The sequence below is a fragment of the Stenotrophomonas sp. 71799_Sma genome, assembly GCF_056482505.1.
Genome location: NZ_CM151202.1, coordinates 488,954 through 510,906 on the forward strand (window position 1 = coordinate 488,954; position 21,953 = coordinate 510,906).

Consider the following 21,953-nt stretch of genomic DNA (forward strand, 5'->3'; position numbering starts at 1 on the left):
ATCGCAACACTGTGGTGCGGGGTGGCGCTGGGACCGTTGCGGCCTTGCAGCTCCGGCCATCATGCCGATTGCGGACTGCACGGTCCATGATGCCCGGAGCGGCAACCGGCTTTTTGCGCTGCGCCGTGCTGCCTAACGTGGCGGGCCACTCCCCACGGATCACCGCGATGAACGCTGTTCCTTCCCTTGCACCTGCGCCGACGCTGCCGTCGGTGCAGCGGCTGCTGCAGCAAGTCCACCCACAGCGCTTGGTCGGTACGGTGGTGCTGGTGCGCGAGCACGGTGTGCTGCGCCACGCCAGCGCGACCGGGCTGGCCGATCGCGAGTCGGCCACGCCGATGCAGCGCGATCAGTTGTTCCGGCTGGCATCGGTCAGCAAGCCGCTGTTGACCACGGTGATCCTGCGCCTGGTAGCCGAAGGCGTGCTGGACCTGGATGCGCCGGTACAGCGCTGGTTGCCGGACTTCCGCCCGGCGCTGGCCGATGGCAGCACGCCGCCGATCAGCCTGCGCCAACTGCTCAGCCACAGCAGCGGGCTGGGCTACCGCTTCCTCGAAGCCGATGTGGATGGCCCGTACGCGCAGGTCGGCGTCAGCGATGGCATGGATGCCAATCCGCTGACGCTGACCGACAACGTGCATCGCATCGCGCAGGCGCCGCTGCTGTTCGCGCCGGGCAGCCAATGGCTGTACTCGTTGGGCGTGGACGTCGCGGGCGCCGTGGCTGAAGCCGCGACTGGTGAAACGCTGCAGGCATTGTTCGCACGCCTGTTGGCCACGCCGCTGGGCCTGCGCGATAGCGCGTTTGCCATCGACGATGCCGCACGGCTGGCCACGCCCTATGTCACCGACGCGCCGCAGCCGCATCGCCTGCAGGAAGGCGAGGTGGTCGCTCCATTCGAGGGTACGGTCGGCATCGAGTACAGCCTCGCGCGCGCCACCGATGCCAGCCGTTTTCCTTCGGCCGGTGCTGGATTGATTGGCAGCGCCGACGAGGTGATGGCGGTGTTGGAGGCCTTGCGCGATGTGCAAGCTTCGAATCTGTTGCCGTCCGCGCTGGTGGCGGCGATGGCCACCCCGCAGGTGGGCGAGCAGGGGCCGCCGGAACCGGCCGGCTGGGGCTTCGGGCTGGGCTTTGCGGTGCTGCGCGATGCCGCCGCCAGTGGCACGCCACAGAGCGAAGGCACCTGGCGCTGGGGCGGTGCCTACGGCCATAGCTGGTTTGTCGATCCTGCGCGTGGGCTCAGCGTGGTGGCGCTGACCAACACCCTGTACGAAGGCATGGATGGCGCCTTCGTCGATGAACTGCGTGACGCGGTCTACGCCGATCTGGAGGCTGCACGATGAGCGGCCATGCCATTGATGCGGCGAGTCCTGCCGGCGAAGCTACACACCTGCCGTGGGCCGGCCTGCTGGCGCTTGCAGGTGGCGGCTTCATCACCCTGCTGACCGAGACCCTGCCCGCCGGTGTACTGCGGCCGATGGGCGAGAGCCTTGGCGTGAGTGATGCGGCGGTGGGCCAGCTGGTCAGCGTGTACGCGCTGGGATCGGTGATGGCCGCACTGCCGATGACCGCGTTGACCCAGCGCCTGCCGCGACGCCCCTTGTTGCTGGCCGCCATTGCCGGCTTCGTGGTGGTCAACACGCTGACCGCCGTGAGCAGCAGCTATCCGCTGATCCTGGCCGCACGTTTCCTGGCCGGTGTGAGTGGTGGCCTGCTGTGGTCGCTGGTGGCCGGCTACGCGGCGCGCATGGTGGTGCCGTCGCTGCAGGGCCGGGCAATCGCGGTGGCGATGGTTGGATCGCCGTTGGCGCTGTCGCTGGGCGTACCGGCGGGCACGTTGCTGGGCCAGCAGATCGGCTGGCGCTGGGCGTTCGCGTTGATGAGCGTGCTGGGGGTCGGCCTGCTGGCGTACGCGCGCTGGGCACTGCCGGCGCTACCGGCGGCCGCGGCCGGTCAGCGCACGTCGTTGGGTACGGTGTGGCGCATGCCCGGCGTGCGCAGCGCGCTGGCGGTGATGGTGCTGTACGTGCTGGCGCACAACGTGCTGTACACCTACATCGAACCGCTGGCGGTGGAGGCCGGCGCCGGCCCGTGGCTGGACCGCCTGCTGCTGGCCTTCGGCGTGGCTGCCATCGTTGGTATCGGCATTGCCGGTTGGGGCGTGGACCGTCATCTGCGCACGCTGGTGTGGGCGGCCGTGATCGGTTTCATTCTTCCGGTGTTGGCCCTGCTGTTGTGGCCAGGACAGGCCACACCGCTGCTGCTGGCAACGATCCTGTGGGGTGTGGCGTTCGGGTCGGTTGCGACCCTGTTCCAGACCGCGCTCGCACGCCGTGCCGGTGCTGCCGCCGACCTGGCGCAGTCGATGCTGGTGACCGGTTGGAACCTGGCGATTGCCGCCGGTGGCGTAGCAGGCGGTGTGCTGCTGCAGGTCAGCGGCCCGAGCCAGCTGGGCTGGTTGCCGTTGCTGTTGCTGGCGGTGAGCGCGGCGTGGCTGTTGGCACGGCCGAAGGCCTGGGCGTAGGCGCAGACCAGACGTTACCGAGGTGCCGGCCAGCGGCCGGCACTACCGTGGTCCACGCCATCCACGCATGGCGTGGATCCACCGAGCGCAGCGACCCGCGTTGGCCTTTGATTCTTCTGTTGATTCCGTGGTGGGACGCCGCCGCAATGTGTCCGTGGCCGGGTGGGTGGGCTGCGCAGGGGCGTGAGCCGCATGGATGCGGCGACCGAGCTTACATGGACGTACTTGCAGCGCCCCCTGCGCAGCCCACCCACCCGGCCCACCCCGACGGTTCCGCCGAACGCGACCCACCACGAGGGGCTCCGCCGTTGGCCGTCCTACTCGATCCCCTCACGCTCGATCGGCACGCTGCGCGGATTCTGCATGTGCTCCCGCGCCGCGCCATAGCGCTGCTGCCGCTTGTGATGGAACACCACGAACTCATCCCGCGGCAGCGGCCGCGAGAACAGCCAACCCTGCGCGAACTCGACCTTCCGGGTATGCAGATACGCCAGCTGTGCCTCGGTCTCCACGCCCTCGGCCACCACCCATAGGCCCAGCTCCTTGGCCATGTCGATGATGTGCGGGGTTACCGGGCTGGTGGCGCTCTCGGTGTCGATCGCATCGATGAATGATTTGTCGATCTTCAACGCGTCCAGCGGCAGCTGTTCCAGGTACTGCAGGCTGGAGAAGCCGACGCCGAAATCGTCAATGGCCACGCTGTGCCCGGCCCGACGCGCCTGCGCCAGCATCGTGCGGGCGCGGTCCAGATCCAGGAAGCCGCGCTCGGTGGCCTCCATCCAGATCTGCTGCGGCAGGATGCCGCTGCCGGCCATGTGCTTGGAGATCATCTTGAGCGCACGGCCGCTGCTGATATCTTCGGCGGCCAGGTTGATCGCGATGTGCGCGCTGCGGTCGGCCACCAGCAGTTCACGCATGTCGCGCACTACGTTCTCGATCACCAGATCGGTGACCGCGCCGATCATGCCGGCCTCTTCGGCCAGCGGAATGAACAGGTCCGGCCGCACCTGGGTGCCATCCGGGCGCTGCCAGCGCACCAGCGCTTCGGCGCCGACGCAGATGCCGGTATCCAGCTCGATGATTGGCTGGTAGTGCAGGTACAGCTCGCGGCGGCGGATCGCTGTGGCCAGCTCGCCGCGCAGGGACAGGCGGCGACGCGACAGCCAGATCACCAGGCCGGCACCGGCAGCGGCCAGCAGAACGCCGATCGGCACGAACAGCCACGCCTGCTGGCGGAAGGTCGCGGCAAGCGCGGTACGCGGCATGGTCGCGATCGCCAACCACTCTTCGTTGCGGGCGGTGGCATACAGGGTGTGGTGGTCCAGGCCTTCATCGGGGGCGCGCAGCAGGGTCTCCAGCAATGCCGGATCCATGCCGTCCTGCCTGGCCAGGAGACGCCCATCGGGGCTGGCCAGGGCAAGGCGCACGTTCGGGTCGGCGATGACATCGACGAAGCGGCGCGGATCGACCAGCACGTCGTACTTGCCGTACAGGAACGACAGGACCTGGCGCCGTCCGCTGGCCTCGGGGCGCACATCCACGGCGATGCCGGCGCCATCACTGGTGACGTGGTCGGCCTTGGGCTGGTTGACGTCGGACAGGAACGGCCCCCACGACGTACAGCGCAGCTTGCCACCCTCGAAGTAGCCCATCTGGTCGACCGACGGCGAGGTCATCACCAGCGTCTGCATGCGCCGGATATGGTCGGGCCCGCAGGCGTCGTGGGCACCGACCTCGGCCGACTGCAGTGCCGCCAGCGCTTCCTGGTAGGACTGGTCGGCGCGGCGCAGCGCGCGACCGGCGATGTCGCGCAGCCGCTGCTGCTCGACGTTGACTGCACGGTCCCAGGTGGCATAGGCCATCACCGCGATCGGCACGGCCGCGGCCAGCAGCGCCAGCGCGGTGCCACCAATGATCACGCGCAGCCGACTCAAGGCCGGAGCTCCAGCGGGGCGGGCAGGGCAGGGCACATGGTCGGGCCGATCCTTGGGCAGGTGCGGCTATCTGAGCATGACGCCGGGCCGGGCGGAATGGGACGAATCCGGTATTCGGTCACAATGTGATGAAAGCGACCATGATTGACGCAATCGGGTCGTCCAGCGCTGGCGCTCCGGGCCGGGGAGGACTAACGTCGAACGCTTCGCCCGCCCCAGTGCACGCCCATGACCGAGCCCGCAACGCCCCCCGAGCACCTGCGCCGCAGCCTGTCCAACCGCCACCTGCAGCTGATCGCCATCGGCGGTGCCATCGGCACCGGCCTGTTCATGGGCTCGGGCAAGACCATCAGCCTGGCCGGCCCGTCCATCGTCTTCGTCTACCTGATCATCGGCGCGATGCTGTTCTTCGTGATGCGCGCGATGGGCGAGCTGCTGCTGTCCAACCTGCAGTACAAATCCTTCATCGATTTCTCCACCGATCTGCTCGGTCCCTGGGCCGGCTTCTTCTGTGGATGGACGTACTGGTTCTGCTGGATCGTCACCGCCATCGCCGACGTGATCGCGATTGCCGCCTACGCGCAGTTCTGGTTCCCCGGGCTGGATGCGTGGATACCGGCACTGGCCTGCGTGCTGCTGTTGCTGGCACTGAACCTGGTGACGGTGAAGCTGTTCGGCGAGATGGAATTCTGGTTCGCGCTGATCAAGATCGTGGCGATCTGTGCGCTGATCATCACCGGCGCCGGGCTGGTGGCGTGGGGCTTCACCTCGCCCAGTGGCCACACCGCGTCGTTGTCGAACCTGTGGAATGACGGCGGCATGTTCCCGATGGGCCTTGTCGGCTTCTTCGCCGGTTTCCAGATCGCGGTGTTCGCTTTCGTCGGCATCGAGCTGGTGGGGACCACCGCCGCTGAAACCGCAGACCCCGAGCGCAACCTGCCCAAGGCGATCAACTCGATCCCGGTGCGCATCATCATCTTCTACGTGCTGGCGCTGATCGCGATCATGGCGGTCACCCCGTGGCGCCAGGTGGTGCCGGACAAGAGCCCGTTCGTGCAGCTGTTCGTGCTGGCCGGCATCCCCGCCGCGGCCAGCCTGATCAACTTCGTGGTGCTGACCTCGGCCACGTCTTCGGCCAATAGCGGCATCTTCTCCACCAGCCGCATGCTGTACGGCCTGGCCGAGGAAGGCCACGCACCGCGCGGGTTGTCGAAATTGTCACGCGCCGCAGTGCCCGCCCGTGGCCTGCTGTTCTCGTGCCTGTGCCTGCTCGGCGGCACGTTGCTGATCTACCTGATCCCGAACCTGGTGACCGCCTTCACCCTGGTGACGACGCTGGCCACCGTGCTCTTCATCTTCGTCTGGTCGCTGATCCTGGTGGCCTACATGGCCTACCGCCGCCGCTACCCGGAACGCCACGCCGCCTCGATCTTCAAGATGCCCGGCGGCGTCGCCATGTGCTGGGCCTGCCTGGTGTTCTTCGCCGCCGTGCTGGTGCTGCTGAGCCTGCAGGCCGACACCCGCCAGGCGCTGGTCGCCAGCCCGGTGTGGTTCGTGCTGTTGGGCGTGGGGTACTGGGTGCGTCGGAGGACCGCGAAGTAATCCAGCATTTGCGTTCCATCGATTGATCCAGAGATCTCTCTGGAGTGGGGTCAGAGACCGTTGCGCAGCAACGGGATCCGACCCCCCGCAGGAAATCGGCCGTTGCCGTTGCTGTTGAGGTTGCCGGCCAGCGGCCGGCACTACCACGGGTGCAGGGCGCAGCCCTGCTGGCCCCCATTCACCCAGCATTAGCGGGCGCGGCCGGATGATCCGGCCGCCATGTTCCGTCGCCCTCTCCTGCTTGCGCTGTTGCTGCTGCCCAGCCTGTGGCCCGGGCTGGCCGCCGCGCGCACCGTCTACCGCTGCGTGCAGGGCAACACCGTCAGCCTGGCCACCGCGCCGGAACCCGGTTCACGCTGCACCCCGAAGGAAATCGACGACAACGCCATCCAGACCCCGAATCTGTGGGGCAACATGGGCGTGTTCAGCGGCGTGCTGTACGAGCGCGAGCAGGATGGCGCGCTGGTCTACTCCACCCGCAACCTGCCCGGCTCGCGGGTGTTCCTAAAGTTCACCATGGCCACGCCGCCGGGTGAGCCTGCCCACGAAGGCCTGGGCAAGGTGGGCAAGCCGCAGCTGGCGCAGCATGCCAAACAGTTCAAGGCCGCCGCCAAGGCCACCGGCGTGGATGATGCGTGGCTGCGCGCGATCGCCCATGCCGAAAGCAACTTCGATGCGCTGGCGGTGTCCAGCAAAGGCGCACAGGGCGTGATGCAGTTGATGCCGGACACCGCGCAGGAGTACGGGGTGAATGATCCGTTCTCGCCGCAGCAGTCGATCGATGGCGGCGCCCGCTACATGCGCGCGTTGCTGCGTCGCTACAACGGTGATCGGCCGCTGGCAGCGGCCGCTTACAACGCCGGCATCGGCGCGGTCACCCGCTACAAGGGCGTGCCGCCCTATGCCGAAACCCTGGCCTACGTGGACAAGGTGATGGCCCTGTACGCACGCTACCGCGAGGCGATGGGCATCCGTACCGAGGTGCCGGCGCGCTAGGCGGGTGGTGCTGCACGCACGTGGTTCTACATGGGAGCTTGCTCAGCGCGAGGTGGAGGTGCTGACCAGTTCGTAGCGTTCGATGCGGCCCAGGCGGGCAACCTCGGCCTGCACGTCGGCGCGCTGCTTCAGCGCACGCCACGCCGCATCGATCTTCACGTCGCCGGGCAGCGACGGATAGGTGCGCATGTCCTGCAGGCTGGCCAGCGTTTCACCGCGTTCAACGGGTGAGCGCAACTGTTCGATCAGCACGGCAGCTGCGCCGTCGAGATTGCCCTCGTCCAGCAGCATCTCGCGCTGGAACAGGCGCGCGTCATCGCCCTGGGCCAGGATCGCTGCACGCGCGGCCTGTTCGGCCTTGGCATCGCCACGTTCACGGGCGGCAACGAACTGCAGCAGTGCCTGGGCCGCCTTGCCGTAACCGGCCAGGCCCGGCATGTCATTCACTGCCGTGGCGGCATCCTGCATGCGGCCCAGCGAACTGAACACGAAGCCGACGTTGAACTGGTGCTCGGCACCATCGGGGCCCAGTGCACCGATGCGTGCGGCCAGCTTGGCTGCCGCCAGCGCATCCTCGTTGCGACCCAGCCGGCGCAGCGCCGTAAGCCGGCTGTTGAGTAGCCATGCCACCCATTCGGCTTCCGCCGCCGAAGGCGCCTCGCCTTCGGCGGCCGCAGCGGCCATGCCATCGGTCAGCGCCAGCACTTCCTCGTTGCGGTCCAGCATCAGCAGCGTGCTGCTGAACTCGGCCATGCGCGCGTCCAGCGCCCGGTCGAGCAGGCCGGAAACCCGCAGTTCGTCGAGGTGCTTCTGTGCAGCCTGCACGGGATCAAAGCGCGGGTTGGCGCGGTCGACATAGGGATCGAAGCGCTTGTCACTGCGCAGCCGGATGATTTCGGCGGGCGCGGAGATGCGGGCCAGGGTCGCGGGGATGGCCTCGCCACGGCCGTTGTCGGCCTGCAGCGTGGCCAGTGCCAGCCACAGTCCGGTGGGTTCCAGGCCGCCGCTCTTCCAGCCGTTGTCGAACAGTGCCTGCAGCAGTTCCATGCGCTGCTGCGGCTGGTCCCGCAGGCGGAACTGCAGGTAGTTGATCGCGTGGTGGTCCACCGGCAACGGCGCATCGGCATGCTTCAGCGCCTGCACCAGGTGCTTGGTGGCAGGCGCCGGTTGGTTCTCGGACAGTTCCACCGAGACCAGGGTCAGCAGGATCTGCGCATCGTCCGGCAGTGCCTCCTGCGCGCGCTGCAGATAGCGGCGAGCCTGGTCCGGCTTCTTCTGCACCATCGCGGTCCAGCCGGCCACCTGCGCGGCGCGGCCGCGATGTTCAGCATCGAAGTCATCCAGCATCGGATCTTCCATCAGCCGTTCCATCGCGATGAGTGCGCCCAGCGTGTTGCCACTGCGTGACTGCTGGATCGCCTCATCCCATCGCGTGGCATAGGCCTGGTGCATCGCATCGGCGGTGACTGACGGCTTCTGTGGTGCCACCGAGATCGAGGCGGAGGCCGGCGTGCTGGCCAGTGCGGCCACCAGCAGGGCGGCGAGGGGGAAGATGCGGGGCATGGAGGATCTCCATCCGTGGGAAGAGCATTGAACCCGCTGTAGCCAGGGAGAACAAGCGCGACGCATGGAACTCTGGTATCCGGCAGTACGTTTGGCCTTGGCGGATCCTGCGTTCAGCGTCTATTGTCGGTGCCTCTTCAGACAGCAGGCAGGCAGCGCAGCACGATGGCACGGTGGCAATGGATGGCGGCAGGCGTAGCGTTGGCGACCGTAGTGGCACTGGCCGCGACCTGGTGGGAGACGCCGCTGCATACGCCGGCTGAACCGGCAGGTCCGGTTCCAACGCCGCTGGCGTGGACCGCGCAGATCGAGCCGCTGGCCGGCGATGGCCACCCGGGTGACCGCGATGGCGCGTCCGCGCAGGCGCGTTTCGCCGATCCGTACGCGTTGCTGCGCAGTGCCGATGGCAGCGTCTATTTCACCGATGCCGGTGACAACAACCGGATCCGTCGTCGACTTCCCGATGGCCGCGTTGAAACGGTGGCCGGGCAGGGCGAGGGGCGTATCGATGGCCCGGCACTGCAGGCCAGTTTCAATACGCCCTCGGGCATCGCCGCCGACGCGCAGGGCAACCTGTATGTGGCCGACACCGGCAACCACGCGATCCGCCGTATCGGCACCGATGGCCAGGTGAACACGCTGGCCGGTGGCGAACAGGGCTACGCCGATGGCCCTGCCGCGCAGGCGCGCTTCGATGCACCGATGGGCATCGCGGTGGACGCGCAGGGCCAGGTCTATGTGGCCGATACCTTCAACGACCGCATCCGGGTGATCGGTACCGACGGCAACGTGCGTACCCTGGCCGGCGGCGAGCGCCCGGGGCTGGCCGATGGCCTGGCGGGCGATGCACGCTTCGATACACCAGTGGCGCTGGCCTTCGATGCGCACGGCGCGCTGCTGGTGGCCGACCTGTTCAACAACGCGGTGCGTCGGGTCGGTGCCGACGGCATGGTCAGCACGCTGCTGGGCGATGGCGGCGTGATCAATGGGCCGCTGTCGCTGGCCACCACGCACGACGGCGTGCTGTACGTGGGTGACCTTGATGGCCGCATCGTGCAGGTAACACCGCAGGGCCACCAGATCGCGCTGGTGGGCAACGGCCGCCTGCCACGCCTGGCCCGCCCCAGTGGGTTGGCGATGGATGCCGATGGCAGCGTGCTGGTCGCCGATTCCGCCAGCTATCGCCTGCACCGCCTGCGCCCGCTGCCGGTGGGTGACCTGCCGGCACCGGCGCTGGTCGGGCCCGCTGCCGATGCAGCATTGCCGGACACCGGTGGGCGCTGGCCATTGGCACCCCAGGATGGCTGGCATGAAGTGGTCGGCACGCTGGGCGAGGTGCGCGGCAACTTCAAGGGCGAGAGCCGCCACCACCTGCACGGCGGTTTCGATGTGCGCGGCGATGTCGGCCAGACCGTGCTGGCGATCGCCGATGGCAAGATCAGCAGCCCGGTAGCGGCGTGGAGCCTGGGTGGGCAGGCCGAGGGCCTGGCCGTGGACCGCCTCAAGTACATCCACATGCGGGTCGGCCGCACACCGCGCGACCAGCCGTTCGATGCGCGCTGGCAGGCGCTGTACGACGAACAGGGCAAGCTGGAGCGGATGCGGGTGCGTCGCGGCACGCGCATCCACGTCGGCGATCGCCTGGGCAGCATCAACAACCAGGCGCACGTGCACCTGGCGGTGGGCACCGGCGGCTTCGAAACCAACGCCGTGGCGCTGGGCTTCCACAACTACGCCGACCACTTCGCACCGCGCATCACCGATGTGGCGCTGCTGGACGACAACGACCAACCGCTGGCGGCCGGCAGCGACGGCGTGGTGATGCTGGCGCGGCAGGGCCGCGGCGTGCAGGTCGTGGTCGAGGCCTGGGACCAGGTCGACAACAACCTGCCGCGCCGCCGCCTGGGCATGTACCAGGTGGGCTACCAGATCCTTGATGCTGCCGGGCAGCCGCTGCAGGGCTACGAGCAACCGCGCTGGAACATCGTGTTCAACCGCATGCCGCCGCAGAACGAAGCGGTGCGCGTGGCCTACGCGCCGGACAGCGGCATCACTGTGCATGGCAGCGCGGTGACCCGTTTCCGCTACCTGGCCACCAACACCGTGCGTGACGGCCTGATGGAAACCGGGCGCTGGCAGCCGGCGGCATTGCCACTGGGCGAGTACACCGTGCGCGCCAGCGTGCGCGACTACAGCGGCAACGAAGGCGTGGGCCCGCGCGAGATCAGAGTACGGTTGCTGCCATAGCCGCAGCCGGGGCGCCGCAGCGTTCGCGCTCGGCGTCCATGTCTTCCAGCGGCCGCACCTCGATGCTGCCGAAGCGTGCCCACGGGAAATCGCGGGCGATGCGCATGGCTTCGTCGCGGTCGCGGGCGACGATCAGGTTGAAGCCGGCCAGCAGTTCGCGGGTTTCGGCGAACGGGCCATCCAGTACGCGGCTGTGGCCATCGCGCACGCGCAGGGTCTGCGCGGTGTCGACCGGCTGCAGCTTCTGCGCGGCCAGCAGCGTGCCTTCCGCCTGCAGTTTGTCGGCGTGGGCGAGGCAGTCGCGCATCAGCGCGTTGAATTCTTCGGTGGGCAGGGCCTGCAGCAGGGCAGGCTCGATGTAGATCAGAAGCAGGTACTGCTGCATGGCACGATCCTGGCGGGGGGCGGGGTGTCCATGATGGCGCAGGTTTGCCTGCCGGCATGCTGCAGCGCGAAAGGCCGCCTGCGGCGGGCGATCGGCGAACGGCGGAGCCCCTCCGTGGTGGGGTGGGTTGGTCGCTGAAAGCTCGGGTTCTTGGATTTGGCCGGGTGGGGAGGCAGGGCAGGGGGCGCTGCAAGTACGTCCATGTAAGCTCGGTCGCCGCATTCATGCGGCTCACGCCCCTGCCCTGCCTCCCCACCCGGCCTTGGACAGATCTCTGCGGCTGACCCACCACGGGAGATCAACAACAAGAGCAAAAGCGGGTCGCTCCGCTCGCAAAGCCGAGGTCGCCAGCCACCCGCTGTTGCTGTTGCTGTTGCTTCTGCCTTTTTTCTTGATCTTCCCGTGGTGGTTCGGCCACCGGAATCTGTCTGGGGCCGGGCGGGTGGGGTTGGCGGGGTATCCGCGGCATGGATGCCGCGGCTAAGCCCCCATGGACGGGTTTACGGCGTCCCCGCCAATCCCACCCGCCCGGCCCACCCACAGGAAACCAGCTTTCAGCGACCAACCCACCCACCACGGAGGGGCTCCGCCGTTCGCCGACTCCCGCCGAAGGCGCGCTTTCCACGGAAGAAATAATTTTCAAAAGACGTGTCGATTCCCAGCCCCCTGGTTCGTTGTACCCAGTGAAGGGCACGCACCACGCGTCCCCACGGGAGACCGCAATGAAAGTGATGGTGATCGTGAAGGCCAACGCCGACTCCGAAGCCGGCTGCATGCCCAGCGAACAGGAACTGTCCGAAATGGGCGCCTTCAACGAACAGCTCGTGGCCGCCGGCATCATGCTGGCCGGTGAAGGCCTGCACGCCACCCAGCGCGGCCGACGCATTCACTTCGGCGGCGCGGCACCCAAGGTCGAGGCCGGTCCGTTCGGTCCTGCCAGCGAACAGATCGCCGGCTTCTGGCTGTGGGACGTGCGTTCGCTGGACGAGGCCGTTGAATGGGCCAGCCGCGCGCCGTTCAACACAGGCGGCACGCTGGAGCTGCGCCCGCTGATCTCCGCCGAAGACTTCGGTGAAGCCTTCACCCCGGAATTACAGCAGCAGGAACAGCGTCTGCGTGCACAGTTGGAAGGTTGACCCGATTCATTTCCCCCGCCGGGCATGGCCCGGCGCTACCACCCTGAAATCCACGACGGAGCATTGCCATGAAATTGATTCCCTTCCTCGGCTTCAGCGGCCAGGCCCATGAGGCGATGGCGTTCTATGCCAAGGCACTCGGTGGTCAGGTCACTTCGGAAATGAAATACCGCGACATGCCGCCCTCCGATGGTTCGCCAGGCTGCAACGAGATGCCGCCGGAAACCCTGGACCACGTCGCGCACAGCCAGCTGGAAATCGGTAGCGCCATCGTGATGGCGGCCGACGGTCCCGGCGGTGGCGAGGGTGGCTCGACCACCATCAATGTCGACGTCGACAGCATCGAAGAAGCCGAACGCGTGTTCGCCGCGCTGGCCGACGGTGGCCAGGTGCAGATGCCGATCGCCGAAACGTTCTGGGCGCACCGCTGGGGCATGTTGATCGACCGCTACGGCAAGCCGTGGATGGTCAACTGCATGAAGCAGCCCTGATCCCTCTTCTTTTCATCCACAAGGAGCTTCACCGATGAATGCACCGCAACCGCAGATGATCTTCGTCAATCTTCCGGTGAAGGACCTGGAGAAATCCAAGGCCTTCTTCACCGCGCTGGGCTACAGCTTCAATCCAACTTACACCAACGATGACGCGGCAGGCATGGTCATCAGCGAGAGCATCTACGTGATGCTGCTGACCCAGCCTTTTTTCCAGCAGTTCACCAACAAGCCGATTGCCGATGCGCACACCCACACGGAAGTGATCAACGCACTCTCGGCACCCAGTCGCAAGGCAGTTGACGAGTTGGTGGACAAGGCACTGGCCGCCGGCGGCAGCGAACCGCAGCCGGCGCGCGACCTGGGCTTCATGTACCAGCGCGGCTTCCAGGATCTGGATGGCCATCTCTGGGAAATCGCACACATGGACGGCGAGCCGGGCTGACGGCCGCCGCAGGGAGAATCCTCATGGCTTACGTGGATGCTTACGTGCTGCCGTGCCCCCAGGACAAGGTGGCGGCCTACCGCGGCCTTGCCCGCAAGGCCGGTGCGGTGTGGAAGGACCAGGGCGCGCTGCAGTACATGGAATGCGTGGCTGACGATGTGGAACCGGGAAAGAGCACGTCGTTTCCGCGTGCGGTCAAGGCAAAACCGGGCGAAACGGTGATCGTCGCCTTCGTGGTGTTCCGTTCGCGCGCGGCGCGCGACCGTATCAACGCGAAAGTGATGGCGGACCCACGGCTGGCGTCGCTGGGCCCGAAGGACATGCCGTTCGACACCAAACGCATGTTCTGGGGCGGCTTCAAGCCGATAGTTGAAGCGTGAGCTGCGGCGCTTGTGCGGGCCGGGCGTGCGTGCTGTGATCGGCGCATGCTCGAGCCCGCACTGACGCAGCGTCTGGAAACCCTCTGGCGGATGGAGTCGCCGGTGTTGATCGCGCGCCTGGCGCGGCTGCTCGGGGGCGATGTCGGCCGCGCCGAGGAGCTGGCCCAGGACACCTGGCTGGCCGCGCTGGAGCGCTGGCCGGAGCAGGGCATCCCGGACAACCCCGGAGCCTGGCTGATGACCACTGCGCGCAACCGTGCCATTGATGTGCTGCGCCAGCACCAGCGGGTGGCGCAGCAGCATGCGCAGTGGGGCGAGGAACTGCATCCGGCGCCGCTGCCGGCGCCCGATGACAGTCAAGCGCTGGAAGATGATCTGGGTGACGACCTGCTGCGGCTGATGTTCGTGGCCTGCCATCCGGTGCTGCCGGCCGATGCACGGGTGGCATTGACCCTGCGCCTGCTGGGTGGCCTGACCACTGTCGAGATCGCGCGCGCCTTCCTGCAGCCCGAGCCGACCATCGCCCAGCGCATCGTGCGCGCCAAGCGCACCTTGGCGCAGAAGCAGGTGCCCTACGAGGTCCCGCGTGCTGACGCGATGCCCGAGCGGCTTGGTTCGGTGCTGGAAGCGATCTACCTGGTGTTCAACGAAGGCTATGCGGCCAGTGCCGGTGATGACTGGATGCGTCCGGCGCTGTGCGAGGAGGCATTGCGGCTCGCGCGCATCCTGGCGCACCGGCTGCCGGTGCCGCCGGTGCTGGGCCTGCTGGCGCTGATGGAGCTGCAGGCCTCGCGTGCCGCGGCACGGACCGATGCGCAGGGCGTGCCGGTACTGCTGGACCAGCAGAACCGCGCGCGCTGGGACTGGCTGCAGATTGAACGCGGGCAGCAGGTGCTGGCGCGCGCGCTGGCCGCCGGTGGCGCTGATGATCCCTATGTACTGCAGGCGCGTATCGCAGCGTGCCATGCAGCGGCGCGCCGCCCCGAGGATACCGACTGGCCGCGCATCGCAGCGCTCTATACGCAGCTGCTGCAGGTGCAGCCCTCGCCGGTTGTTGCATTGAACCGGGTCGTGGCGGTGCTGCGCAGTGACGGTGCCTTCGCGGCGTGGGCGCAGCTGCAGCCGTTGCTGGTGGACGCGCGACTGCGCGAGTACGCGCCGCTGCAGGTGGTGCGCGGGGAGTTACTACAGGCGCTGGGGCGCGACCTGGACGCACGTCACGCTTTTGCGGAAGCCGCCAGACTCAGCCAGAACCAGGCAGAGCGGGGCCTGCTGCGGCAACGGGCCGGCCTGCCTCCCACGGAGTGACCTCGACGAAGGCAGCACTTGTCGGCGGGCCCGCGAGCCGTTATGTTTCGCGCCCAGCGGACGCGTCAGCGTCCACTTTCCATGCGTATTGACCGAGGAGCGGTTGGATGTATTCAAGGACGAAGAGCGCATCGCGCGCTTTTGCGCGCCTGCTTGCCTGTGCCCTGTGCCTGGCCGTATGGCCGATGGCTGTACAGGCGGCAGACAAATCACAGCAGGCCTATTGGGCCGGTTTTGCCTATACCGCTGATGCCGCTGCCGTGCAGGCGACCACACCGCATGCGCATGCGGTGCTGGAACAGCGCGGCCTGATCCCGTTGAACCAGGCCCTGGCACAGTCGCTCAAGCGCCGCGCCCCGGCCCACCTGCAGCTGATCGACCAGCCGGTGGCGATGCTCGACGGCACCACCAGTGCGACAGTGCTGGCCGCGGCACTGGACCGCGAACTGGTCTCGGTCGAGCCGATCGGTGACCAGTACAAGGTGCTGGTGGAAGTGGCGCTGCAGGCGCTGTTCTTCGATTTCCGCGAGCGCCAGGTGATCGCGTCCTATCCGCTTACCCTGCAGCGCATCGACGTGCAGGATTACCGGCCGGACAACGACGATATCGACGCGATCGTCGCCGATCTCCTGTATGGCAGCGCCGATACCAGCCTGTCGCAGGTGCTGGCTGCCAGCCTCGCCCAGGCCAGGCTGCCCGATGCCGCCGTGCGTCGCCTGCAGGTCGGTGGCGTAACTCTGTCCGACGCGGTCCGCGCCAAGCTGCCCGACCCGAAGTGGGAAGCCCCGCTGCGCGCCACGCTGGCCCATGAGCTGTCCAAGACGCTGTCGTCCAATACCGGCGTCGGCCTGCTGCCGCCGGCCTCGGGCCAGGCGATCGGTGGTGCGATGGCGGCGCGCTTTGCCGACGGCAAGGTCTACCAGCTGAAGATTCCCGAGCCGGACTACGTCATCAACCTGCAGGTGGATGCGCTGAAGAACGGCGTGATCGAAGAAACGCCGGCGATGAAGACGATGCTGTTCGGCGCGTTCTTCACCGCCAAGGTGACCGAGCCGTTCTCCGGCAAGGTCTATTTCGAACAGCCGCTGCGCAAGGGTGCCACCAAGGTGGTGCCGGTCACGCAGTGGCAGGTCGACCAGTGGTCGGCCAGCTACGAAACCCTGCTGGCCGGCTTCGACGCCTTCGCCGGCGCCGCCGCCAAGCGCGCCGATTCGCGCGGCTGGCTGGACGAACAGAAGCCGGGCGGCCGCCCGTTGCAGCAGCAGACCCAAGCCCTCCAGGAGTTGATCAAGTCATGTCGTTGATGCGTACCATCCTGCTCATCCTCATCGCCCTGGTGGTGGCCTCCCCGGTCGCTGCACAGACCGCCAGTTCGCGCGGTACCGGTTCGGCCAGCTACGGCCTGCGCCTGAGTGCCGACACCCGCGCCCAGGCCCTGAACAAGGCCAAGGTCAATGCACTGGAGGCGTACATCGCCGAAACCGGTGCGGCCAAGCTGCGCCTGTTCGAAGCACGTCGCGCCGAGTTCATCGGCGAGATCGACCGCTACGTGCTCAGCGCCGTGCAGCTGTCGGACACCGAAGACAAGAAGGCCAAGACCTACACCGTCACCGTCCGCGCCGAGATCAACACCACGCTGCTGCAGACCAAGCTGGATGCCGGCTCGGCCGTGGCCGGTGCCACCGCCGCCCAGCGTTCGCTGCTGACCTTCCTGTTCATGGCGCGCTCGCAGGACACCGTGCAGTCGTTCCAGGACAAGGAATACCGCCGCGTCGACGCCAGCAGCAGCTACAGCGAGAATACCCGTGAAGGCGACAGCTTCCGCGGCAACTCGGTCAGCACCAACGGCAGCATCAACCAGAACGGTTCGATGTCGGTCACCAGCGGTGGCAGCACCACCCAGCGCAGCGACAACATCAGCTGGAAGGTGGCCAACGCCGCCGAAGTGAACACCGCGATGACCGGCGCCTTCAGCGCCGCCGGCTACGAAGTGGTTGAAGCCGAATACGTGGAAGGCGAATCGCGCGGCCTGCTCAGCATCGAGCGTATCCGCAAGGACTTCAGCACCGGCAACGACCTGGCCCCGGCCACCCGGCGTGATACCGCCAACGGCATCCGTGCGGCCAACATCCCGTACATCGCCGTCGGCACCCTCGACGTCGGCATGCGCGACCGTGACCCGGCCAGCGGCAACACCCGCGTGTTCGTCACGGTCACCGGCAAGGTGCTGGACGTGACCGGTCGCTTCCCGCGCACCGTGTCGTCGGTGGGCCCGGTGCAGTTCTCCGGTACCGGCCCGAACGAAACCGTCGCCCGTACCAACGCGCTGCAGCTGGCGGCTGAAAAGGCTGCCCAGCAGATGATCAACGAACTGAACGTCAAGGCAGTTCGTTGATCCGCCACCCCGGTGGGTGCCGAGCTCGCTCGGCATCGCCCTGGGGTTACCGATTTCCCACGTGCCGCTTCGCGGCCGTCTCTCCCAAAAGGACACTCACATGATCCGCAATACCGCTCTTGTCGTGGCCATCGCTGCCGCCACCCTGTCGATGCCGGCCCACGCTGGCCTGGGCAAGCTGAAGGACCTGGCTGGCGCCGCTACCGGCACCTCCAGCAGCAGCGCCTCCAGCGCCGCCGCTCCGGACGAAGCCGCGCAGGAAGCGCTGGTGCGTCGTTTCGTCAGCTCGCAGTCGCACTCGCTGCAGGCCCAGACCTCGTTTGCCCGCGCCTTCGGCCTGGCCGAGCAGGTGCAGCTGCTGGAAGCCGAGCGCCAGGCGCTGTCGTCGGGTTCGGTCAGCGTCGATGCGATGAAGAAGTCGGTGTCGGTCAGTGAAGCTGCGCAGGCGGCGATCAACGAGCGCCAGGCCGCACAGCCGGAACTGAACGCTGAATCCAAGCAGCACTACGCCGAAGGCCTGGTCTCGCTGCTGTCCTCGGCGGCCGAAGCACAGAAGCTGGGCGGCGAAGCCAGCAACTTCACCGCCGGCATGAAGAACCTGGGCGCGACCCAGCTGGCCACCGTCGGCCGCAAGCTGGCAGCAGGTGCATGGGTGGCCAAGGAATCGCCGGGCTTCATCCAGGGCCTGTACGGTTCGACCAAGTCGGCCGTGACCTTCGCCAGGAAGAGCAAGGTGAAGGTGCCGTCCAACGCTGATTCGATGCTCGACACGCTCTGATCCGAGGCGAATCTCCATGCGTATGACCTACCGTTTGATCGGCCTGGGCCTGGCTGCCACGCTGCTTGCAGCCTGTGGCAAGCAGGACACCCCGGCCGCCGCGCCCGCCAAGGACAAGGCAACCAGTGCACTGGCCAGCAATGCGCCAGTGGAAGCAGCGCCCCTGCGTGGCACGCCGGATTTCGGCGGCACCACCCAGGTCGCGCGCGAAGCCGACGGCATCGGCAGCACCCCGGAACTGGCGGTGCTGGCGGCATTGCAGTCGGCGGTGGCGCAGGTCAACGGCGTACGCGTGGCCAGCCAGATGCAGAGCCTGCGTGCAGGCCTGCATGTGGATGTGGATGACGAACACGTCGGCGATATCCGCGCCGACGCGTTCACCCAGCAGATGATCGCCGGCTCGCAGGGCGCGGTGCTGGGCTATGAAATCTTGTCGCAGGATGAAGTGCGGCAGCTGGACGAGGAAACCATCGCCCGCGTGCGCGCCAGCGACGAAGGCTGGAGCTTCAAGGGCTCGGCGTCGGCCAGTGCCTCCGGCGAAGCCTCGGCCAAGAGCGGTTCGGCCTCGGCCAGCGTCAGGGAAAGCTACGACGAGAAGGTCAGCGTCGATGCCAAGCGTGGCGCCAGTTCGTTCGATTCCGACGTGACCCATCGCCGCATGCGCAGCTACTGGAAGGTGCGCGTGCGCGCACAGATTGCCCAGTACCGCGCGCCGGACGAGCAGGGCAAGCCGAAGATCGTGGTTGCACTGCCGCGCACCAAGGCCGGTAGCTATGCCGTGGGCGACGGCCGCGTGGACGCGGACGAAGTGGCCGATGCGATCCGCGCACGGCTGTCCGACACGCTGACCCAGACCCAGCGCTTCATCGTGCTGGACCGCGAATTCGGCGACGAACTGCAGGCCGAGATCGACCACATCAACAGCGGCAACGTGCGCCTGCAGGACACCGCACGCGTGGGCCAGCAGCTGGCTACCGACCTGATCCTGATCCCGACCATCGAACGCTTCGAGTACCCGCGCAGCGTGCGCAACCTGCGCATGTCCGACCGCCAGGTGACCTCGTACTCCGGTGGCGGCCGCATCACCCTGCGCCTGATCAACGCCACCACCGGCCAGGTGGTGATGTCCGACAGCTTCGACCACCAGCTGGCCTCGACTGGCCCGAGCACCCTGCCGCGCGTGGTCAATGGCCGCAACATGGCCGCGGCGATGATGGAATCGCTGTCCGGCCAGATCGGTACCACAATCGTCACCACCCTGTTCCCGGTGTCAGTGGTGTCGGTGGACGGTGACCAGGTGGTGCTGAGCCAGGGCGGTGACACCGTGCAGGCCGGCCAGCGCTGGCAGGCCGTGCGCCTGGGCGAAGAACTGAAGGACCCGCAGACCGGTCGCTCGCTGGGCCGCAGCGAACACCCGTGCTGCACCATCCGCATCGACCGCGTGGCCGCACAGACCTCGTACGGCACCATCGAAGACGGTGTCGACGCCATGCGCGGCGGCTTCCGTCCGGGCCAGATTGAACTGCGCCAGAAGCTGGGCAGCAAGCCGGCTGCCGCCGCTGCTGGCGCAACGGCCTCGGCTGCACCGGCCGCCGCCGCGCGCCCGGCGGCCAAGCCGAAGCCCAAGCCCGCTGCCGCCCCGGCCGAAGACCCGAACTGGTAACACGCCAAGGCAGCACACAGATGGGGTCAGAGCCCTCTCCCACCGGGAAAGGGAACTGACCCCTTCTTGTTTCCGTCCGTGTCGACCAAGGTCGACACCTACCACAGCGGCGTGTCGACCAAGGTCGACACCTACCACAGCGGCGTGTCGACCAAGGTCGACACCTACCAACAGCGGCGTGCCGACCAAGGTCGACACCCACCAACAGCAGCGGGAACCTGTCGAAGGCGGGGTGGGTCCGGTTGCGGGGGTGTAAGCGCCATGGATGGCGCGCCCAAGCCTCCAGGGACGGATTCACGGCGTCCCCCGCAACCGGTCCCACCCCGCCATCCCACGGAATGCCGCTGTTGCTTCAGCTGTTGCTGTTGCCCTGGCTTCGGCAGGTGCAGGGCGCAGCCCTGCCGAACCCCTTACACTCCAGAAGGATTTCCCTGCTGGAGAGAGCAATGAAACGAGTAGTACTGGGCGTGCTGGCCCTGTCAGTGTCGAGCGCACTGATGGCGGCCACCCCGAAATTCGATGGCGCGCGGATCTCCGCCGACGTCAAGGAACTGGCCTCCGACGCCTACGAAGGCCGCTCCCCGGCCACCGCCGGCGAAGAGAAGACCATCGCCTTCCTCAGCAAGCAGTTCGCCGACGCCGGCCTGCAGCCGGGCGGTGACCTCAAGGACGGCAAGCGCCTGTGGACCCAGGCGGTGCCGCTGCGCAAGGGCGACATCGTCGGCGCACCGCAGCTGGCGCTGCACCAGGGCGGCAAGACCGTTGCGCTGGAACAGGGCAAGCAGATCGCCGTGCGCGCGGCCATGAACGGCGCCAGCAACGTCGACATCAGCAAGGCCCCGCTGGTGTTCCTCGGCTACGGCGTGAAGGCCCCGGAGCGCAACTGGGATGACTTCAAGGGCGTGGACCTGAAGGGCAAGATCGCCGTCGTGCTGATCAATGACCCGGACTTCGAGACCGGCCAGGGTGATTTCGAGGGCAAGGGCATGACCTACTACGGCCGTTGGACCTACAAGTACGAAGAAGGCGCCCGCCAGGGCGCGCTGGGCGTGCTGATCGTGCACGAGACCGCACCGGCGTCGTACGGCTGGGCCACCGTGGCCGGTTCCAACACCAACACCATGTTCGATGTGGTGCGCGACAACCCGGCCGACAGCCACCCGCTGCTGGAAGGCTGGATCCAGCGCGACCTGGCCGTGGAGCTGTTCCGCTCGGCCGGGCAGGACTTCGAGGCGCTGAAGAAGAAGGCGCAGCAGCGTGACTTCACCCCGGTGCCGCTGACCGGCGCCAGCCTGGACGCGAAGTACGCGGTGAAGACCGAAGTGATCACCTCGCACAACGTGGCCGCGCGCCTGGAAGGCAGCAGCCACCCGGACGAGACCATCGTCTACAGCGCGCACTGGGACCACATCGGCGTGGGCGAGCCCGACGCACGTGGCGACCGGATCTTCAATGGCGCTCTGGACAACGCCAGTGGCACCGCATCGCTGATCGAACTGGCCCGTGGCTTCGCCAAGGCCAAGCGCCCGCAGCGTTCGCTGCTGTTCCTGGCGGTCACCGCCGAGGAAAAGGGCCTGCTGGGTTCGGAGTACTACGCCACCCATCCGCTGTATCCACTGGAAAAGACCGTGGCGGTGATCAACATGGATGGCATGGCGCCGTTCGGGCCGTCGCGTGATTTCGGCATCTACGGTGCCGCGCGCTTCGAGCTGCTGGACCAGCTGAAGGACGTGGCCAAGGGCTGGGATATCCGCTACACGCCGGACCCGAAGCCGGAAGCGGGCCTGTTCTTCCGCTCCGATCACTTCCCGTTCGCCAAGCGTGGCGTGCCGGCGCTGTCCTGGTCGGCCGGCCAGGACTGGGTGGACGGTGGCGTGGCCGCAGGCAAGAAGGCCTCTGAGGACTACACCGCCAAGCGCTACCACCAGCAGGGCGACGAGTGGCAGCCGGACTGGGTGTTCGCCGGTGCCGCCCGCGACCTGGAAGTGCTGTACACGCTGGGCAACCAGCTGGCCAACTCGCGCAGCTGGCCGAACTGGAGCAAGGACGAATCGTTCCGCGCCGTGCGTGACGCCAGCGCCGACCAGCGCAAATAAGGCAACG

Annotated in this window: 18 protein-coding genes; 15 read left to right on the forward strand and 3 right to left on the reverse strand. The window is 67.5% G+C overall.

Annotated elements, in window-relative coordinates:
- The first annotated feature begins 167 nt into the window (after positions 1 to 167).
- Positions 168 to 1,346 (forward strand): serine hydrolase domain-containing protein, encoded by a 1,179-nt coding sequence (locus tag ACZK4Z_RS02230; protein ID WP_293799261.1) that lies wholly within the window; start codon positions 168 to 170, stop codon positions 1,344 to 1,346.
- Complete coding sequence (locus tag ACZK4Z_RS02235) at positions 1,343 to 2,527, forward strand: MFS transporter (protein ID WP_293799262.1); 1,185 nt, start codon at positions 1,343 to 1,345, stop codon at positions 2,525 to 2,527. The genes ACZK4Z_RS02230 and ACZK4Z_RS02235 overlap by 4 nt, the downstream gene beginning before the upstream one ends.
- 317 nt (positions 2,528 to 2,844) lie before the next feature.
- On the opposite strand, the gene ACZK4Z_RS02240 is transcribed toward ACZK4Z_RS02235, so the two are convergent.
- On the reverse strand, positions 2,845 to 4,461 hold the full coding sequence (locus ACZK4Z_RS02240) for an EAL domain-containing protein (protein ID WP_343237825.1): 1,617 nt from the start codon (positions 4,459 to 4,461) through the stop codon (positions 2,845 to 2,847).
- Between the two features lie 228 nt (positions 4,462 to 4,689).
- Here ACZK4Z_RS02240 and cycA point away from each other — a divergent pair, with 228 nt between their 5' ends.
- Positions 4,690 to 6,063, forward strand: a complete 1,374-nt coding sequence (gene cycA / locus ACZK4Z_RS02245; protein WP_049399140.1) for a D-serine/D-alanine/glycine transporter — start codon at positions 4,690 to 4,692, stop codon at positions 6,061 to 6,063.
- A gap of 219 nt (positions 6,064 to 6,282) precedes the next feature.
- Positions 6,283 to 7,059, forward strand: a complete 777-nt coding sequence (locus ACZK4Z_RS02250; RefSeq protein ID WP_125892404.1) for a lytic transglycosylase domain-containing protein — start codon at positions 6,283 to 6,285, stop codon at positions 7,057 to 7,059.
- A 42-nt stretch (positions 7,060 to 7,101) separates the two neighbouring features.
- Here ACZK4Z_RS02250 and ACZK4Z_RS02255 read toward each other — a convergent pair whose 3' ends face one another.
- A complete protein-coding gene (locus ACZK4Z_RS02255; protein ID WP_121504780.1) occupies positions 7,102 to 8,622 on the reverse strand; it encodes a tetratricopeptide repeat protein in 1,521 nt (506 codons plus the stop codon).
- A 165-nt stretch (positions 8,623 to 8,787) separates the two neighbouring features.
- On the opposite strand from ACZK4Z_RS02255, the gene ACZK4Z_RS02260 reads away from it, so the two are divergent.
- On the forward strand, positions 8,788 to 10,869 hold the full coding sequence (locus tag ACZK4Z_RS02260; RefSeq protein ID WP_478451156.1) for a gluconolaconase: 2,082 nt from the start codon (positions 8,788 to 8,790) through the stop codon (positions 10,867 to 10,869).
- Here ACZK4Z_RS02260 and ACZK4Z_RS02265 read toward each other — a convergent pair.
- Complete coding sequence (locus ACZK4Z_RS02265; RefSeq protein ID WP_032968393.1) at positions 10,847 to 11,254, reverse strand: YciI family protein; 408 nt, start codon at positions 11,252 to 11,254, stop codon at positions 10,847 to 10,849. The genes ACZK4Z_RS02260 and ACZK4Z_RS02265 overlap by 23 nt on opposite strands.
- A gap of 722 nt (positions 11,255 to 11,976) precedes the next feature.
- On the opposite strand from ACZK4Z_RS02265, the gene ACZK4Z_RS02270 reads away from it, so the two are divergent.
- The 10 genes from ACZK4Z_RS02270 (at position 11,977) to ACZK4Z_RS02315 (ending at position 21,946) form a co-directional block, all read left to right on the forward strand.
- Positions 11,977 to 12,390 (forward strand): YciI family protein, encoded by a 414-nt coding sequence (locus tag ACZK4Z_RS02270; RefSeq protein ID WP_293796172.1) that lies wholly within the window; start codon positions 11,977 to 11,979, stop codon positions 12,388 to 12,390.
- A 68-nt stretch (positions 12,391 to 12,458) separates the two neighbouring features.
- A complete protein-coding gene (locus tag ACZK4Z_RS02275) occupies positions 12,459 to 12,881 on the forward strand; it encodes a VOC family protein (protein ID WP_012509913.1) in 423 nt (140 codons plus the stop codon).
- A gap of 34 nt (positions 12,882 to 12,915) precedes the next feature.
- Entirely contained in the window at positions 12,916 to 13,326 is a 411-nt protein-coding gene (locus ACZK4Z_RS02280; RefSeq protein WP_032128772.1) for a VOC family protein, read from the forward strand.
- 23 nt (positions 13,327 to 13,349) lie between these two features.
- The gene (locus ACZK4Z_RS02285) at positions 13,350 to 13,706 is read left to right on the forward strand and encodes a DUF1428 domain-containing protein (RefSeq protein ID WP_293796168.1); all 357 of its coding nucleotides are present in this window, start codon (positions 13,350 to 13,352) and stop codon (positions 13,704 to 13,706) included.
- A gap of 45 nt (positions 13,707 to 13,751) precedes the next feature.
- Positions 13,752 to 15,014: an RNA polymerase sigma factor gene (locus ACZK4Z_RS02290; protein WP_012509914.1), complete on the forward strand. Its 1,263-nt coding sequence runs from the start codon at positions 13,752 to 13,754 to the stop codon at positions 15,012 to 15,014.
- Positions 15,015 to 15,121: 107 nt separating this feature from the next.
- Positions 15,122 to 16,318, forward strand: coding sequence for a hypothetical protein (locus ACZK4Z_RS02295; protein ID WP_100433964.1), 1,197 nt, complete (start codon positions 15,122 to 15,124; stop codon positions 16,316 to 16,318).
- On the forward strand, positions 16,309 to 17,409 hold the full coding sequence (locus tag ACZK4Z_RS02300; protein WP_478451158.1) for a hypothetical protein: 1,101 nt from the start codon (positions 16,309 to 16,311) through the stop codon (positions 17,407 to 17,409). The genes ACZK4Z_RS02295 and ACZK4Z_RS02300 overlap by 10 nt, the downstream gene beginning before the upstream one ends.
- A 100-nt stretch (positions 17,410 to 17,509) precedes the next feature.
- Positions 17,510 to 18,187 carry a hypothetical protein gene (locus tag ACZK4Z_RS02305; protein ID WP_154262149.1) on the forward strand — a complete coding sequence of 226 codons (678 nt, stop codon included), beginning with the start codon at positions 17,510 to 17,512 and terminating at the stop codon, positions 18,185 to 18,187.
- A 16-nt stretch (positions 18,188 to 18,203) separates the two neighbouring features.
- On the forward strand, positions 18,204 to 19,850 hold the full coding sequence (locus ACZK4Z_RS02310; RefSeq protein ID WP_125892414.1) for a CsgG/HfaB family protein: 1,647 nt from the start codon (positions 18,204 to 18,206) through the stop codon (positions 19,848 to 19,850).
- A 446-nt stretch (positions 19,851 to 20,296) separates the two neighbouring features.
- Positions 20,297 to 21,946 carry a M28 family metallopeptidase gene (locus ACZK4Z_RS02315; RefSeq protein WP_478451160.1) on the forward strand — a complete coding sequence of 550 codons (1,650 nt, stop codon included), beginning with the start codon at positions 20,297 to 20,299 and terminating at the stop codon, positions 21,944 to 21,946.
- Positions 21,947 to 21,953: the final 7 nt, after the last annotated feature.